Here is a 15069-nt window from a genome sequence, read left to right as displayed (position 1 = left end):
TCACCCAACGGATCTCTGCCATACGGTCGAGGAGGACCACGGAGATGGCGTACTACCGGCAGCTGGGCAACATCCCGCCCAAGCGGCACACCCAGCACCGCACCCCCGAAGGCGGGCTGTACTACGAGGAGTTGATGGGCGAAGAGGGGTTCTCCTCGGACTCCTCACTGCTCTACCACCGGGGCATCCCCTCGGCGGTGGTCAACGCGGTGCCCTGGGAGCTGCCGGACCAGTCCACGGTGCCCAACCACCCGCTCCTCCCCCGTCACCTCAAGCTGCACGAGCTGTTCACGGACCAGGACTGGAAGTCCGCGGACGTCGTCGGCAGCCGCCGGCTGGTCCTCGGCAACGGCGACGTGCGGATCTCGTACGTCGCCGCCGGGGCCCCGAGCGAGCTCTACCGCAACGGGCTCGGCGACGAGTGCGTGTACGTGGAGTCCGGCTCCGGCACGGTCGAGACGGTGTTCGGCTCGATCGAGGTCAGGCAGGGCGACTACGTGATCATCCCGCGCGCCACCACCCACCGCTGGGTGCCGGCCGGCGACGAGCCGCTGCGCGCGTACTGCATCGAGGCCAACAGCCACATCACCCCGGTCAAGCGCTACCTCTCCAAGTACGGGCAGCTGCTGGAGCACGCGCCGTACTGCGAACGGGACTTCCGCGGACCGGTCGGCCCACTGGTCGTCGACGCCCCCGGGGACGTCGACGTGCTGGTCAAGCACCGCGGCCCGAACGGGATCGCGGGCACCCGCTACACCGTGCCGCACCACCCCTTCGACGTGGTCGGCTGGGACGGCTGCCTGTACCCGTACGCCTTCAACATCAAGGACTTCGAGCCGATCACCGGCCGGATCCACCAGCCGCCGCCGGCCCATCAGGTGTTCGAGGGCAACGGCTTCGTGATCTGCAACTTCGTTCCGCGCAAGGTGGACTACCACCCGCTGTCGATCCCGGTTCCGTACTACCACGCCAACGTGGACAGCGACGAGGTCATGTTCTACTGCGGCGGCGACTACGCGGCCCGCAAGGGCTCCGGCATCGGCCAGGGCTCGATCTCGCTGCACCCCGGCGGGCACACCCACGGGCCGCAGCCGGGGGCGTACGAGCGCAGCATCGGCGCGGAGTTCTTCGACGAGCTGGCCGTCATGGTGGACACCTTCCGCCCGCTGGAGCTCGGCGAGGGCGGCCGGGCCGGCGAGGACCCGGACTATGCCTGGACCTGGGCCGGTCGGGGGCCCGGGCGATGAACGCGCTGCCTTCGGGGGGAGTGATCCCCGAGCTGTTCCACGGACTGTTCGACGACGCGGCGGTGTTCCCGCCGGGGAACCTGCCGGTCGTCGACGCGGTGCCCGCGCACCGGGTGCACCGCGCGGCCTGGTACGCCGAGGCGGTCGGCCCCTTCCTCTGCGGGGCGGGCCGGCTGGGCGAGCTGGCCGACGTGGTCGCGAACCCCCCCACGGCCGGCGGCCCTTCCACGGCCGCGGGTTCCGCGGCCGTGGCGGCTGCCGCGGCCGGGAGGGGCACGGCGGAGGCGGACGACTCGGCGGCGGCGGACGACCCGCCGCTCAAGGTCGGGCTGGTGCTGCCGGGGGGCAGCACCGAGCTCGCCCCGGCGCTCGCCGCCGCCGCGCCGTTCGAGCTGGCCGGCGTCGAACTGGCCACCCGGGACGTCGCCGAGGCGGTGGCCGCGCTGGACCGGCTGCTGCCGCCGAACGTCCCGGCCGCCGTCGAACTGCCGCGCGAACTCCTGCGCGGGGACGGACTGGATGCCGTCCTGGACGCGCTGGTGGACAGCCCGTACCGGGCGAAGTTCCGCACCGGCGGGCTGGTCGCCGAGGCGTTCCCGGACGAGGACGAGCTGGCCGCCTTCCTGACCGGCTGCGCGCGGCGCGGACTGCCGTACAAGTGCACGGCCGGGTTGCACAACGCCGTCCGGCACACCGACCCGGAGACCGGCTTCGAGCACCACGGCTTCCTGAACGTGCTGCTGGCCGCGCAGGAGACCGACCGGGCCGCGGCCGCGGCGGTGCTGGCGGAGCGCGACGGCGAGGTACTGGCCAAGGCGGTACGTGCACTGACGGACCGCCAGGTTACGGTGATCCGCAACTCGTTCACCGCGTTCGGCACCTGTAGCATCGCCGAACCCCTGGGCGACCTGGCCGCGCTCGGCCTGCTGTCGTCGCCCAGTCCACTGCACCAGGAGGACCGTTGACCACCCCCCGCAGCTGGCTCACCAGCGCCCAGGATTCGCCGTTCGGCGTGCACAACCTGCCGTACGGCGTCTTCACCGCCGCCGACCAGCCCGGCCGGCGCCGGATCGGCGTGCGCGTCGGGGACTTCGTGCTGGACGCCGGGGCGGCCGCCCGCGCGGCCGGCGCTCCCTCGGTGCTGCTGGACGCGGACTCGCTCAACCCGCTGATGGCTGCGGGGCGTCCGGCCTGGACCCGGGTGCGGGCCGACCTCACCACCTGGCTCACCGACGAGTCCTTCCGCGAGGTGCTGTCGCCGGCGCTGCTGCCGACCGGCGAGGTCGAGCTGCACCTGCCGTTCGAGGTCGCCGACTACGTCGACTTCTACGCCTCGGAGCACCACGCCACCAACCTGGGCCGGATCTTCCGCCCGGGCTCGGAGCCGCTCACCCCCAACTGGAAGCATCTGCCGATCGGTTACCACGGGCGGGCGGGCACGGTCGTGGTCTCCGGCACCCCCGTGGTGCGGCCGCACGGGCAGCGCAAGGCACCCACCGACGCCGCGCCGACCTTCGGCCCGTCGCGCCGGCTGGACATCGAGGCCGAGGTCGGCTTCGTCGTCGGCACGCCGTCGGCGCTGGGCCGGCCGGTCCCGCTGGACGACTTCCGCGAGCACGTCTTCGGCGTCTGCCTGCTCAACGACTGGTCGGCGCGAGACATCCAGGCCTGGGAGTACGTACCGCTCGGCCCGTTCCTCGGCAAGTCCTTCGCGACCTCGGTCTCGCCGTGGATCGTCCCGCTGGAGGCGCTGGAGCACGCCCGGGTCACGCCGCCGGCGCGCGACGTCGAGCCGCTGGCGTACCTGGACGACCGGGGCGGCGAGCCGTGGGGCCTGGACCTGGCGATGGAGGTCCGGCTGAACGGGCACCCGGTCTCCCGGCCGCCGTTCGCCACCATGTACTGGACGGCGCAGCAGCAGCTGACCCACATGACCGTCAACGGCGCTTCGCTGCGCACCGGCGACCTGTTCGCCTCGGGGACGGTCAGCGGGCCGGAGCGGGACACCAGGGGTGCGCTGATCGAGCTGACCTGGAACGGCGAGGAGCCGTTGAAGCTCCCGGACGGGACGACCCGGACCTTCCTGGAGGACGGCGACGAGGTGACCATCACCGCCACCGCACCCGGGCCGGACGGCACCGTGGTCGGGTTCGGCGAGGTCTCGGGGCGCGTGCGGGGCTGAGGGATCGCTCGTAGCGGACAGCCCGCGGACAGCGAACGGCGAACAGATAACAGCAAACGGATGACAGCTGACAGATTTCATCTTCTGTCAGCTGTCATCCGTTGGGCCCGTCGCTGTCCTCAGCCCCGCCCCGCGCCTACAGCCCCGACCCACCCGTGGCGTCGACCACCCGCCCGGTCACCCAGCGCGCGTCGTCGGAGGCGAGGAACGCGACGACGTCCGCGATGTCCTCCGGTTGCCCGACCCGACCGAGTGCGGCGGCCGAGGCCGCGTACGCCTCCGCCTCCGCGTTGCCGCGCAGCCAGCCCGCGTTGACGTCGGTGTCCACGAAGCCGGGCGCGACGGAGTTCACGGTGATCCCGCGCGGGCCGAGCTGCTTGGCAAGGTTGAGGGTGAAGGTGTCCAGCGCCCCCTTGGTCGCGCCGTAGGCGATGATCTCAGGCATCGCCAGCCGGGCGACGCCGCTGGAGATGTTGATGATCCGGCCGCCGTCCCGCAGCCGCCCCAGGCCGTGCTGCACCACGAAGAACGGCGCCCGGACATTGACCGCGAACACCCTGTCGAACTCCTCCTCGGTCAGCGTTTCGAGGTCCGAACTGCGCCCGATCCCGGCGTTGTTCACGATGATGTCCACCCCGCCGTCCGGCGCGTGCGCCCCGATCTCCGCGTCGAAGGCCGCCCACAGCGAGGCCGCGTCGCCGTGCCGACCGAGCTCGGCGCGCAGTGCGAACGCCCGCCCGCCGTCGGCGCGGATGCCCGCCACCACCTCCTCCGCCGCCGCCTCCTCCCTGGCGTAGCCGACGGCGACGGTGGCACCGTCCCGCCCGAGCCTCCGGGCGATGGCCCGACCGATCCCCCTGCTGCCGCCCGTGACCAGCGCCGTCTTGCCCTGAAGTCCGTACGCACCCATGACCGAGCCCCTCCTGCAACGTCGGAAACAATTATTGAGTGGTCGCTCAAGAAAGAAGCTAGCACACACTTCTTGAGCGAGTGCTCTAAAATTCAGCGCATGGCAGAGGCGTACGCAGCACCAGAGGCACCCGACGGCAAGGCAGCCGACGCCCCGCGCCGCCCCCGGCGCGGCCGCCCGCCGGCCTTCGACCGCGCCGAGGCGCTGGCCGCGGCCACCCGGCTGTTCTGGCGGCTCGGCTACGAGGCCACCTCCGTCACCGAACTCACCACAGCCATGGGCATCCGCCCCGGCAGCCTGTACGCGGCCTTCGGCGACAAGCAGTCGCTGTTCGAAGAGGTGGTCCGCCAGTACCGCCGCTCCCCGGCCGGTGCGTTCGTGGCCGCCGCCCTGAAAGAGGCGCCCACCGCGTACGACGCCTTCGCCCGCATCCTGCGCGAGGCCGCGGCCATCTACCCGGACCCGTCCCATCCGGCCGGCTGCCTGGTCATCTCCGCCGCCACCAACGTCACCCCGCAGGACGCCGGAATCCAGGAGCATCTGCGCGAGCTGCGCAACGGGAACCTGCGGACCTTCGAGGCCCGGCTGCGCCAGGCCCGGCAGGACGGCGAACTGCCGCCCGAGGCCGATCCGCAGGCGCTGGCCGGCTACTTCGGCACGGTCCTCCAGGGCATGTCGCAGCAGGCCCGGGACGGCGCCACCGCCGCCGATCTGGCCCGCACCGCCGAACTCGCCCTGCGCGCCTGGCCCTGAACCGCGGCCGCACGCTCCCGCACTCCGGCCCGGTGATCAGAACTGCCCGCCGCCCCCGGTACGGTGGACGCCGGGGGTTCCGGCAGGAACCGGCGAGAACCGACAGCAGCCGCCGGCAACCGGCAGCAACGAACACCGGACGACGAGGGGCGCCACCAGGCCCCGGCGGACTCCGCACGACGTCGACATCACCGAGGGACGGGAGCGGGCCCGATGAGCGCAGAGGTGGCGGAGGTCCAGGCGTTCCTGGACGGCGGCGTCGGACGGCTCGTGCTGAACCGTCCGCGGGCGCTCAACTCGCTGACCCACGGCATGGTCACCGCCCTGCGCACCACCCTGGACGACTGGGCCGCCGACGACCGGATACGCGCCGTCGTGCTGACCGGCGCGGGCGAGCGCGGCCTGTGCGCGGGCGGCGACATCCGCGCGATGCACGACGACGCCAAGGCGGGCGGGGCCGGCACCCGGGCGTTCTTCCGCGACGAGTACCGGCTGAACGCGCTGATCGCCCGCTACCCGAAGCCCTACGTCGCGGTGCTGGACGGCATCACCATGGGCGGCGGCGTCGGCGTGTCCGCCCACGGCGCGGTGCGGATCGTCACCGAGCGCTCCACCATCGCGATGCCCGAGACCCGGATCGGCATCGCCCCGGACGTCGGCGGCAGCCGGCTGCTCGCCCACGCCCCGGGCGAGCTGGGCGCCCACCTCGCGCTCACCGCGGCCTCGATGGGCCCGGGCGACGCCCTGCTGTGCGGTTTCGCGGACCACTTCGTGCCCTCCCCACGCATCCCGGACCTGCTCGACGCCTTGGGCCGGAGGACCGCTGCGGCGACCGGGAGCACCACCGCCGAGGTCGCCGCCCTCGTCGCCGCGCACGCCGAGCCCGCGCCACCCGCCACACTGGCCGCCCAACGCGGCTGGATCGACGCCTGCTACGCGGCCGACACGGTCGAGGAGATCGTCGAGCAGTTGCTGAACTCCGGTGTCCCGGAGGCGAAGGAGGCTGCCGAAGCCGTCCTCGCGAACTCACCGACCGCCGTCAAGACCACCCTGGCCGCGCTGCGCCGCGCCCGTACGCTCCCCTCGCTGGAGGCCGTGCTCGACCAGGAGTACCGGATCTCCTGCGCCGCGCTGGAGGGCCATGACATGGTCGAGGGCATCCGCGCGCAGGTGATCGACAAGGACCGCAACCCCCGCTGGAAGCCCGGCACGCTCGCCGAGGTGACGGCGGCGGATGTCGCCCGTTTCCTCGCCCCGCGCGAGGGTGACGAACTGGGCCTGGCGTGACCCCCGCCCCTCCCCCGCCGGCACACCTGGAGCCCGCCGTGAACCACTCGTTCCCGCCGCCGACCCCGGCCGGCGACACCGACCCGCTGTCTCGGGTACCGCTGGGCGAGCAGGTGCGCGGGCTGCTGCTGGAGGGCCTGCTGAACGGCCGCTGGCAGCCCGGGGACCGGATCGTCGAGCGGCGCCTGGCCGCCGAGTTGAACGTCAGCCAGGCGCCGGTCCGCGAGGCACTGCGCACGCTCCAGACGCTCGGAGTGCTCGATGCCGAGCCCAACCGGGGTGTGCGGGTGCGCGAGATCGGCCCGGCCGAGCTGCGCGAGGTCTACCAGGTGCGGGCCGCGCTGGAGCGGCTGGCCGCCGACTCCGCGGTGGTCCGACTGGCCGGGGACACCACCGCGCTGGAGCGGCACGCCGAGCGGATGGCGGCGGCCGCGGCGGCGGGCGACGCACTCGGCCAGGCCCGGCACGGGGTGGCCTTCCACCGCGAGGTCGTGGCCGCCTCCGGCAACGGGACACTGCTGCGGACCTGGGAGGGCCTCGGGGTCGAGGTGTGGACGGTGCTGTCGCTGCACCGGGTCCGGCCGGAGCTGCACGAGAACGCCGCCGACCACCGGCCGCTGATCGAAGCCTTCCGGCGACAGGACCCGGAGGTCGGACGGTTGCTGGCCGAGCACGTTCTGGAGTACGCCCGGCACGAAGACCGGCACGAGGGAGACCGGCACGAGGGAGACCCGCGCGAGGACGGTCGGCACTCCGGCTGAACCACCCGCGCTGCCGCCCCTCCCCCGCCCCCTTAAGTTCGCATAGAGATGATCGATCATCGCTCAAGCTACCCGCCAGTACCGATTGACGCACCGCCAGGCCACTGCCTACGGTCCATGGAGTTCCATGGATCCACCAGGGCCGGTTCAACCGGTACCTGACCGCACGCGGGATCAAGGACACCTCCGGCTCGCACGTGTGGGCGTTCCTCGGCGACGGCGAGATGGACGAGCCCGAGGCCACCGCCGCGCTCCCGCCAGCCGCCCGGGAGCAGCTGGACAACCTCACCTTCGTCGTCAACTGCAACCTGCAGCGCCTGACCGGCTCGGCTTCCGCCCCCACCGCGGCCTGGTGACCGGCGTCTCGCATACCAAGACTGGCGCGAGGCGGGGCGCGTCGTAGATCGTTGGGTGGTCAGGGCGCGCCCACGGGCGCCGAGCAGCGGAAATGGGAGTCGACGGCGATGACCGAGACCGAGACCTACGAGACGATCCTGGTCGAGCGCAAGGGCCGGGTGGGGCTGATCACGCTCAACCGGCCCAAGGCGCTCAACGCGCTGAACACCCAGCTGATGAACGAGGTGGTCGCCGCGGCGACCGCCTTCGACCGGGACCCGGAGATCGGCTGTCTGGTCATCACCGGCTCGGAGAAGGCCTTCGCGGCCGGCGCCGACATCAAGGAGATGCAGGGCAACCGGTTCCCGGACGTCTACCTGGACGACTGGCTGGGCCCGTGGGACCGGCTCGGCGCCCTGCGCAAGCCGGTGATCGCAGCGGTGGCCGGGTTCGCGCTGGGCGGCGGCTGCGAGCTGGCGATGCTGTGCGACATCCTGCTGGCGGCGGACACCGCGAAGTTCGGGCAGCCGGAGATCAAGCTCGGCGTCATCCCCGGCATCGGTGGCTCGCAGCGGCTGACCCGCGCGGTCGGCAAGGCGAAGGCCATGGAGCTGTGCCTGACCGGCCGGATGATGGGCGCCGAGGAGGCCGAGCGGGCCGGCCTGGTCTCCCGCATCGTCCCCGCCGACCAGCTGCTGGCCGAGGCGCTGGCCACCGCCGAGACGGTCGCGGCGATGTCCGCTCCGGCCGCGATCATGATGAAGGAGAGCGTCAACCGGGCCTTCGAGACCACCCTGGCCGAGGGCGTCCGCTTCGAGCGCCGGCTCTTCCACGCGGCCTTCGCCACGGCGGACCAGAAGGAGGGCATGGCCGCCTTCGCCGAGAAGCGCCCGCCGGAGTTCCGGAACCGCTGACGACGGAGGACGCCGACAGGTGACAGCTGACAGATTTCAGATGTTGAAATCTGTCAGCTGAACTCTGTCGGCCGTCGGCTGTTCGCCGGCCGCTGCGCACCGTCGGCCGTCGGCCGTCAGCCGTCACCCGCCGCGCGTCAGCCCTCCGCCGCGCTCAGCCCTGTCCCTCCTCCACCGCCACCGTATTCAGCCGGGCGAGCCCGCTTCGGGTGGCGGCGACCACGATCTGGTCGCCCGGGGCGAGCCGCCGGGTGCGGTCGGGGAAGTTCCACTGCAACTGCCCGCCGTGGGCGAAGCGCACGGCGATCACCCGGACGCCGCCCGGGTCCTCCAGGTCGTGCCGGTTCAGCCCGATCAACCCGCTGCCGTCCTCCACCGTCAGCTCGGCGATCAGCAGCACGTGCCGCAGCACCGACAGCATGCCGCGCACCTCGCGCCCCATCAGCGCCGCCGCGAAGGCGGGCGCGGCCAGGTAGGACACCGACCGGGAGGCCGCGTTGTCCAGGGTCTTGTAGAAGTGGCTCGCGAAGTCGTCCTCGAACAGCCGCACCACCACCCGGACCTCGGGATTGCCGTGGCGCGCCTCCAGGGCCGCCTCCAGGTTGGTGGCGTCGTCCCCGCTGACCGCGACCAGCGCCCGACTGTGCTTCAGCCGGGCCCGGCGCAGCTGCTGCTCGAACGGGCCGTCGCCCATCACCACCGGTATCCCCAGCGCCCGCACGGCGGCGATGCCGCGTGCCTGCGGGTCCCGCTCCATGCAGACCACGGGCACGCCCATGTCGTGCAGTTGGGTCGCGACCCGGGTGCCGACGTTGCCGAGACCGACGACGATGACGTGGTCCCGGGTGCCCGCCCCGGGGTTGCGCGGCTGCCCGCGCCGCCCGGAGCCCAGCACCTCGACCGCGATGGCGGTGGCGACCGGTGCGAAGGTGATCCCGCAGATGGTGATCACCACCTGCGCGACCCGCTGCCAGAACCCGCCGGTGCCCGTCCCGGCGGAGATGTCGGAGAGCTGGTCCGGCTGGGCGGCGCCGGCCAGGTCGAGCAGCGCGATGTAGACGGTCCAGCCGAAGTTCCGGTTGAGATACCAGAGCACCCCGAAGGCCAGCAGCACCGCCGCGAGGGCGGTGAGCAGCACCAGTCGCATCCGGGCGCTGGTGAAGAAGCGCATGGTGTCGAGCAGTCGCCAGCGCAGCCGTCGCATCCAGTCGGTCGGTTCCCGGGGCTCGATCCGCAGCACCTGGAGCGCCGCCCGGCCGCCCGGTTCCTCCTCCGGAGCGGGGTGGTCCGACGACGCCGGTTCACGCCGTACACCACCGGGCCGGATCGGCCCGCGGTCGCCGAACTCGCTGGCGAGCCGGACGAATTCGGCCGAGTCACCCTGCTGCTCGGGCAGCAGCCGGATCCTGCCGAGGTCCTGCCGGTCGATGTGGTCGGCGACCACGCAGATCCGGTCGGAGGTGATCTCGTCGTCGAACGCGATGTGCAGGTAACGCCCTTCGATCTCCACCGAGTTGGGCCGCCCGAGCGCCGCGGAGGCGAAGGCCGGAGCGGCGGTGGCGGAGCCGGAGAGCGCGGCACCGTTCTTGAGCAGCCTTTCGATGTTCTCGCCGAGCCGCTGGTTGAACATCCGGAACACGATGCGGATGTCCGGGTTGTGGTTCTGGGCGCTGAGTGCGGCGTGGATGTTCTCCTGATCGCTCCCCTCGACCAGGGCGAGACCGCGCGCGGTGCCGATGGACACCGCGCGCAGCGCCTCCTCGGTGACGCTGGCGTACTCCACGACCGCTGCGACTCCGGAGAGTTGCTCGATCTGCGGCGCGTGGTCGCGGGTCCGGTCGGCGACCAGGACGACGACCGGGACCTCGTAGTGCTCGACGAGTTCCAGGACCAGTCGGTGCGCCAGCGCGTTGCCCCCGCAGACGATGTAGTGCTGGCTGATCGGCTCGACCGGAGGGGTCCCCCACCCTTCAGAAGTCATACCGACGGATGATATCGACGGCAAGTGTCCGGAGGGTGACGTTCCGGCAACCGCGGCGGATCCCCCGAACGGCCGAATCCGGCGCGCGGCCCGGCGGCGGCGCGCAGAGGCTGGGCTTCGTTCCCTGCCCGTCAGCCGGCCGACCCGACCCCACCCGTCGTGCGTCACACGACCAGCACGTCAGCCGTCGCCCGGCGCCAGCTCAAGGAGTACGCCACCGTGGCCCCTCCGATCATCACCCCCGACGGTACCCCGGTCCAGGGCCCGCTCGGACTGCTCGCCAAAGCCGCCTGGCAGGTCCTGCTGGCCGCCGGTCTCGTCTCGCTCGCCCTCGGGATCGTGGTCTTCGTCTGGCCCCGGGAGACGCTCCTGGTGGTGGGCGTGCTGTTCGGCCTCTACCTGCTGGTGATCGGCATCGTGCAGCTGGTCGCCGCGTTCGGCACCCACTCCACCACCGCGCTACGGGTGCTGGCCTTCATCAGCGGCGCGATCTGCGTGCTGCTGGGGCTGCTCTGTTTCCGCAGTGCGGCGCAGTCGCTGCTGCTGCTCGCGCTCTGGATCGGGATCGGCTGGCTGTTCCGCGGCATCACCCAGCTCGCCGCCGTGATCTCCGACCCGCTGATGCCCGCCCGGGGCTGGCAGGCCTTCGCGGGCGTGGCCAACACCCTGGCCGGTGTGCTGCTGATGGTGTGGCCGGCCAAGTCGATCACCGCGCTGACCGTGCTGGCCGGGTGCTGGCTGGTGATCCTGGGCCTGATCGAGATCGTGACGGCGTTCCAGGTCCGTAGCCGGGCCAAGCAGATCCCGTCGGGGGTCTGACCGCACGTCCCGCAGGCCGTCACCTCCTGGACCTGGGCGAGGCAGCAGGCCTCGCCCAGGTCGGGGCAGCGCTCCTCGAACCAGGTGTGGTCGGCGGCGTGCGCGGTCATGACGGCGACGCTGCCGGGCGCCTCGGGCAGCGCTCGCCCGAGGCCGTCAGAGCCAGACCGGTTCGTCCGTTCCCCAGCGTCCCGGCGGGCGCGACCAGTCGGCGGGCGCCCCCTCGTACCCGATCGGCGGCAGGGCGTGGCGCAGCCGGCCGTACGCGGAGTCGGTCTCGGCCAGCCACCGGGAAGGGTCGTACGGCTCGGACGAGGCTCCCCGGGGCATCTCCTGCTCGATGCCGTGCAGCAGCCAGGAGGCCGTGCCGGCGAGGGAGAATCGCAGGTGGCGGCCACCGGGGCGGCGGGTGCGCTGGTCGGTGAGGGAGCGCAGGACGGCGGCCGCGATGAGGTAGCCGGTGCCGTGGTCGAGGGCCTGGGCGGGCAGCACGCCGGGGCGGCCGTCGGGGGCGGTCTCGTGGGCGGCGATGCCGACGCCCGCCTGGACCAGGCTGTCGAAGCCTCGCCGGTCGGCCCAGGGGCCGGTCCAGCCCCAGGCGCAGAGCTGGACGAGGATCAGGTCCGGGCGGCGGGCGAACAGCACGTCGGGGCCGAGGCCGTGGGCGTCGAGGGCGCCGGGCCGGTAGCCGGTGACGAGGACGTCGGCGGTGGCGAGCAGGTCCTCGAAGACGGCGCGGTCGGCCGGCTCGGCAAGGTCGAGGCGAGTGGAGCGCTTGCCGAAGCCGGTGTCGGCGTGGGCGTCCTCGGCCTCGGGCAGTCGGGGCGAGTCGACGCGCAGGACGTCGGCGCCGAGCAGGGCGAGGGTGCGGGTGGCGACCGGTCCGGCGATCACCCGCGTGAGGTCCAGGACCCGGACCCCGGCGGCGGGCCGGTCCACCGGAGCCTCACCGAGCGGCCGGACCGGCGCGGCTCCGGCAGCGGCACCGATGTCCCGGTGCTCCACAAGGGGGTGCACAGCGGGGCCAACCGGCGCGACGGCTACCGCGAGCGCCCCCGCCTCGTACGCGCGCTCCTGGATCCGCTCGGCCGGCAGCTTGCCGAGCGTGTCGGCGAGCTGCTCGGGCCCGGCGTCTGCGGCGAGGCCGAGGGCGGAGAGCAGCCGGGTGCGGTGGTGCGGGTAGTTGGCGTGGGTGCGCACCCAGCCGTCGGCGGTGCGCCAGAAGCCGGAGTGCGGGGCGAAGCTGACCGGCGTGCGGCCGTCGATCGTCAGGTGCCGCTCGCTGACGAAGGCGGTGCCGACCGCGCCCTGGTCCACCCGGACGGCGGGGACGGGCGCGCCGCTGCGGTGGGCGGCGAGCTCGGCCGCGGCCAGCGAGCAGACGGCCACGGTGGCCCGGGCGAGCCGGCGCACCGGGAGGCCGGAGGGCAGGACGTCGTCCGGGCCGTGGAAGGCCACCCGGTCCAGCAGTTCGGCCGATCCGCCCAGGGCTGCCCAGGCGTCAGCGGTGGGACCGTCGGTGGTGGGGCGGTCGGCGCGTTCGCCGCCCGATCGGCCGCCGTGTCCGGCGGCTTCGGCGGTTCCGATGGTTCCGATGGTTCCGGCAATTCTGCCGGTTCCGGCGGTTCCGATGCTTCTTGCCGCTCCGGTGGTTCCTTCTGGCAACGGACGATCAGTCATGCCCGGCATTGTGCTCCCGTTCTCAGGCGCTCGCTGTGACGCCCGCCACCAGCATCAGCAGCACCGCCGAGACCACGGTCATCCGGCGGGCCGCCTGCGGGGTGCCGCCGAACCGGCCGCCGAGCCGCCCGCTGGCGTGCGCGACCAGCCCGTACACCACCGCGCAGGCCAGTACGTTGAGCGAGCCGAGCGCGAGCACCTGGCCGCCGACCGGCAACGCGGCGTCCGGGTCGACGAACTGCGGCACCAGGGAGAGGTAGAGCAGCAACCCCTTCGGGTTGAGCAACGCGGTCAGCATGCTCTGGCGCAGCACGGTCGCGGTGGGCTGCGGCTTGGGCGCGGTCAGGGCGGCGGCGCCTCCGCCCTTGCGCAGCGCCAGCAACATCATGACGGCCAGTACCAGCAGGTACGCGGCGCCGGTGAGGCGCAACACGGGCAGGGCAGCCGGGACGGCGCGCAGCGCGGCGGCCAGTCCGGCGCTGGAGAGCAGGGTGTGGACGGCGTACCCGGCGCAGACCCCGCCGACCGCGGTCAGCGCGGCACGGCGTCCCTGGCCAAGGCCTCGGGCGGCGATGTAGAGCCAGTCGGGGCCCGGGGTGCAGACCAGCAGCAGGTCGACTCCGAGGAAGAGGAGGAGGGCGTGGGTGTCCATGGGCGTGGGCGTGGCCTGTCGTGCTCGTCGTGGTGTGGGCCCGGCGGGTCGGCCGGGGCTGTCCCGGCGCTTGGCCGAGGGCTGTCCCGGTGGTCGGCCGGCATGCCCCGGCGGTCGGCCGGGATGTCCCGGTGGCCGGTGCGGTCACTGAAGGTAGCCGGACGGGGCTGGCACGCGATGGCCACTTTGCGCTGGTCGGAGCCGCGTTTTGGCAGAATATTGCGCCATGGACCGAATCGACCGCAGGATCCTCCGCGAGCTCCAGCAGGACGGGCGCCTGACCAACGCCGAGCTGGCCTCCCGGGTGGACCTCACCCCCTCCCCCTGCCTGCGCCGAGTACGCCAACTGGAGCAGGACGGCGTGATCCGCGGCTACCGGGCGGTGCTGGACGGTGCAGCGGTCGGCCGCGGCTTCCAGCCCTTCGTGACGATCACCATGCGTCACGAGGACCAGGTGACGGTCGCCGAGTTCGAGCGCCGGGTCGCCGAGCTGCCGGAGGTGGTGGAGGCGCACCGGCTGTTCGGCGAGCCCGACTACCTGCTGCGGATCGCGGTGGCCGACATCGCCGCGTACGAGCGCTTCATCACCGACGTGCTCTCCGGCCTGCCGGGCATCGCGCAGGTCAACTCGCACCTGACGATGAAGCAGGTGAAGGCCGATCGGGGGCTGCCGGTCGGCGGGTAGGGTGCGAACCGGGGGCCTGCGCGGCCGCCCGTACGGGGACAGAGCGACGCACTGCGACATGGGGGCTGAATTGCGCGTGATCCGCCGTCTCGACCTGGGGTACTTCGTCCGGCCGGCCGCCGAGGCGGGCGGCCCGGAGCCGCGCGTGGAGCCGGTGCTCGCGTACCTGGTCCGGCGTCCGGAGGGGTTGCTGCTGTTCGACACCGGGATCGGCGGCGGCGAGCCGGAGACCGAGGCGCACTACCGCCCGGTCCGCCGCCCACTGCCGGAGGCGCTCGCCGCGGCCGGGGTCGCCGTCGCCGACATCGACCTGGTAGTCAACTGCCACCTGCACTTCGACCACTGCGGAGGCAACCCGCTGTTCGCCGGCACACCCGTTCTGGGCCAGGCGGACGAGCTGGCCACCGCCCGGCGCGGCGGGTACACCATCGACGCGCTGGTCGACTACCCCGGCGCCGAATACCGCGAGCTCGACGGCGAGACCGAGATCTGGCCGGGCGTAAGGGTGCTGCCCACCCCCGGCCACACTGCGGGCCACCAGTCGCTGCTGGTCGACCGCCCGGGCAGCGGGCCGGTCCTGCTCGCCGGGCAGGCGTACGACTTCGCCTCCGAGTACGGACAGGCGGTCCTCGCCCGGCGGGCGGCGCGCGAGGGCGTGCCCGCGCCGCTGCCCGGCTACCGGTCCTGGCTCGACCGGGTGGCGGAGCACGGGCCGCACCGGGTGCTGTTCGCGCACGACCACGCGGTCTGGGAGCAGACCGATTAGCTGCGGGAGCTCCGGGCGGACGGCCACAGGAGCACCGGCAGAGAGGCTGTGGGAGCCGGTCGGGCACCCGTGCCGGAGGTCGCAGCGCCCGGGCAC

14 protein-coding genes and 1 pseudogene are annotated in these 15069 nt (G+C 73.1%); 11 read left to right on the top strand and 4 right to left on the bottom strand.

The window, feature by feature from the left end; translation table 11 throughout:
• Window positions 1-44: 44 nt before the first annotated feature.
• From ACFU7Y_RS06515 to fahA, 3 genes are read left to right on the top strand one after another with little or no spacing between them, the layout of a single operon-like run.
• The gene (locus tag ACFU7Y_RS06515; protein ID WP_224284934.1) at window positions 45-1247 is read left to right on the top strand and encodes a homogentisate 1,2-dioxygenase; all 1203 of its coding nucleotides are present in this window, start codon (window positions 45-47) and stop codon (window positions 1245-1247) included.
• Window positions 1244-2212: a hypothetical protein gene (locus ACFU7Y_RS06510; protein ID WP_380766657.1), complete on the top strand. Its 969-nt coding sequence runs from the start codon at window positions 1244-1246 to the stop codon at window positions 2210-2212. The genes ACFU7Y_RS06515 and ACFU7Y_RS06510 overlap by 4 nt, the downstream gene beginning before the upstream one ends.
• On the top strand, window positions 2209-3429 hold the full coding sequence (gene fahA / locus ACFU7Y_RS06505) for a fumarylacetoacetase (RefSeq protein ID WP_224280543.1): 1221 nt from the start codon (window positions 2209-2211) through the stop codon (window positions 3427-3429). Before ACFU7Y_RS06510 ends, fahA begins: the two co-directional genes overlap by 4 nt.
• A 136-nt stretch (window positions 3430-3565) precedes the next feature.
• Here fahA and ACFU7Y_RS06500 read toward each other — a convergent pair whose 3' ends face one another.
• The gene (locus ACFU7Y_RS06500; RefSeq protein ID WP_224280545.1) at window positions 3566-4339 is read right to left on the bottom strand and encodes an SDR family oxidoreductase; all 774 of its coding nucleotides are present in this window, start codon (window positions 4337-4339) and stop codon (window positions 3566-3568) included.
• A gap of 99 nt (window positions 4340-4438) precedes the next feature.
• Between ACFU7Y_RS06500 and ACFU7Y_RS06495 the strand changes: the two genes are divergently transcribed.
• From ACFU7Y_RS06495 to ACFU7Y_RS06475, 5 genes and pseudogenes are all read left to right on the top strand, one after another.
• Window positions 4439-5092 carry a TetR/AcrR family transcriptional regulator gene (locus ACFU7Y_RS06495; RefSeq protein ID WP_224280547.1) on the top strand — a complete coding sequence of 218 codons (654 nt, stop codon included), beginning with the start codon at window positions 4439-4441 and terminating at the stop codon, window positions 5090-5092.
• 213 nt (window positions 5093-5305) lie between these two features.
• Complete coding sequence (locus tag ACFU7Y_RS06490) at window positions 5306-6379, top strand: enoyl-CoA hydratase/isomerase family protein (RefSeq protein ID WP_224280549.1); 1074 nt, start codon at window positions 5306-5308, stop codon at window positions 6377-6379.
• Between the two features lie 86 nt (window positions 6380-6465).
• Window positions 6466-7140: a GntR family transcriptional regulator gene (locus ACFU7Y_RS06485; protein WP_224280567.1), complete on the top strand. Its 675-nt coding sequence runs from the start codon at window positions 6466-6468 to the stop codon at window positions 7138-7140.
• A gap of 131 nt (window positions 7141-7271) precedes the next feature.
• Window positions 7272-7478 (top strand): annotated as a pseudogene (locus ACFU7Y_RS06480) (2-oxo acid dehydrogenase); the annotation flags it as partial.
• Between the two features lie 126 nt (window positions 7479-7604).
• Window positions 7605-8390 carry an enoyl-CoA hydratase gene (locus tag ACFU7Y_RS06475; protein WP_224280551.1) on the top strand — a complete coding sequence of 262 codons (786 nt, stop codon included), beginning with the start codon at window positions 7605-7607 and terminating at the stop codon, window positions 8388-8390.
• Between the two features lie 154 nt (window positions 8391-8544).
• Here ACFU7Y_RS06475 and ACFU7Y_RS06470 read toward each other — a convergent pair whose 3' ends face one another.
• Entirely contained in the window at window positions 8545-10371 is a 1827-nt protein-coding gene (locus tag ACFU7Y_RS06470; RefSeq protein ID WP_224280553.1) for an NAD-binding protein, read from the bottom strand.
• 159 nt (window positions 10372-10530) lie between these two features.
• Between ACFU7Y_RS06470 and ACFU7Y_RS06465 the strand changes: the two genes are divergently transcribed.
• Window positions 10531-11190, top strand: coding sequence for an HdeD family acid-resistance protein (locus ACFU7Y_RS06465; protein ID WP_224280555.1), 660 nt, complete (start codon window positions 10531-10533; stop codon window positions 11188-11190).
• A gap of 156 nt (window positions 11191-11346) precedes the next feature.
• On the opposite strand, the gene ACFU7Y_RS06460 is transcribed toward ACFU7Y_RS06465, so the two are convergent.
• A complete protein-coding gene (locus ACFU7Y_RS06460) occupies window positions 11347-12870 on the bottom strand; it encodes a CoA transferase (protein ID WP_224280557.1) in 1524 nt (507 codons plus the stop codon).
• A 22-nt stretch (window positions 12871-12892) separates the two neighbouring features.
• Window positions 12893-13522 (bottom strand): LysE family translocator, encoded by a 630-nt coding sequence (locus ACFU7Y_RS06455; RefSeq protein ID WP_224280559.1) that lies wholly within the window; start codon window positions 13520-13522, stop codon window positions 12893-12895.
• Between the two features lie 226 nt (window positions 13523-13748).
• On the opposite strand from ACFU7Y_RS06455, the gene ACFU7Y_RS06450 reads away from it, so the two are divergent.
• The gene (locus ACFU7Y_RS06450; RefSeq protein WP_049652743.1) at window positions 13749-14207 is read left to right on the top strand and encodes an Lrp/AsnC family transcriptional regulator; all 459 of its coding nucleotides are present in this window, start codon (window positions 13749-13751) and stop codon (window positions 14205-14207) included.
• Window positions 14208-14265: 58 nt separating this feature from the next.
• Window positions 14266-14973, top strand: coding sequence for an N-acyl homoserine lactonase family protein (locus ACFU7Y_RS06445; RefSeq protein ID WP_380766656.1), 708 nt, complete (start codon window positions 14266-14268; stop codon window positions 14971-14973).
• Window positions 14974-15069 lie beyond the last annotated feature (96 nt).

This window comes from Kitasatospora sp. NPDC057542 (genome assembly GCF_042801945.1).
GTDB lineage: Bacteria > Actinomycetota > Actinomycetes > Streptomycetales > Streptomycetaceae > Kitasatospora.
The sequence above is the reverse complement of the archived record's forward strand: the minus strand, read 5'-3'. Positions and strand labels throughout refer to the sequence as shown.

What these genes read in the sequence shown, in the direction of transcription:
- ACFU7Y_RS06515 (WP_224284934.1), top strand. Translation starts at nt 45, where the DNA reads ATGGCGTACTACCGGCAGCTGGGCAACATCCCGCCCAAGCGGCACACC.
- ACFU7Y_RS06510 (WP_380766657.1), top strand. Translation starts at nt 1,244, where the DNA reads ATGAACGCGCTGCCTTCGGGGGGAGTGATCCCCGAGCTGTTCCACGGA.
- ACFU7Y_RS06500 (WP_224280545.1), bottom strand. Translation starts at nt 4,339, where the DNA reads ATGGGTGCGTACGGACTTCAGGGCAAGACGGCGCTGGTCACGGGCGGC.
- ACFU7Y_RS06495 (WP_224280547.1), top strand. Translation starts at nt 4,439, where the DNA reads ATGGCAGAGGCGTACGCAGCACCAGAGGCACCCGACGGCAAGGCAGCC.
- ACFU7Y_RS06490 (WP_224280549.1), top strand. Translation starts at nt 5,306, where the DNA reads ATGAGCGCAGAGGTGGCGGAGGTCCAGGCGTTCCTGGACGGCGGCGTC.
- ACFU7Y_RS06475 (WP_224280551.1), top strand. Translation starts at nt 7,605, where the DNA reads ATGACCGAGACCGAGACCTACGAGACGATCCTGGTCGAGCGCAAGGGC.
- ACFU7Y_RS06470 (WP_224280553.1), bottom strand. Translation starts at nt 10,371, where the DNA reads ATGACTTCTGAAGGGTGGGGGACCCCTCCGGTCGAGCCGATCAGCCAG.
- ACFU7Y_RS06460 (WP_224280557.1), bottom strand. Translation starts at nt 12,870, where the DNA reads ATGACTGATCGTCCGTTGCCAGAAGGAACCACCGGAGCGGCAAGAAGC.
- ACFU7Y_RS06455 (WP_224280559.1), bottom strand. Translation starts at nt 13,522, where the DNA reads ATGGACACCCACGCCCTCCTCCTCTTCCTCGGAGTCGACCTGCTGCTG.
- ACFU7Y_RS06450 (WP_049652743.1), top strand. Translation starts at nt 13,749, where the DNA reads ATGGACCGAATCGACCGCAGGATCCTCCGCGAGCTCCAGCAGGACGGG.
- ACFU7Y_RS06445 (WP_380766656.1), top strand. Translation starts at nt 14,266, where the DNA reads ATGGGGGCTGAATTGCGCGTGATCCGCCGTCTCGACCTGGGGTACTTC.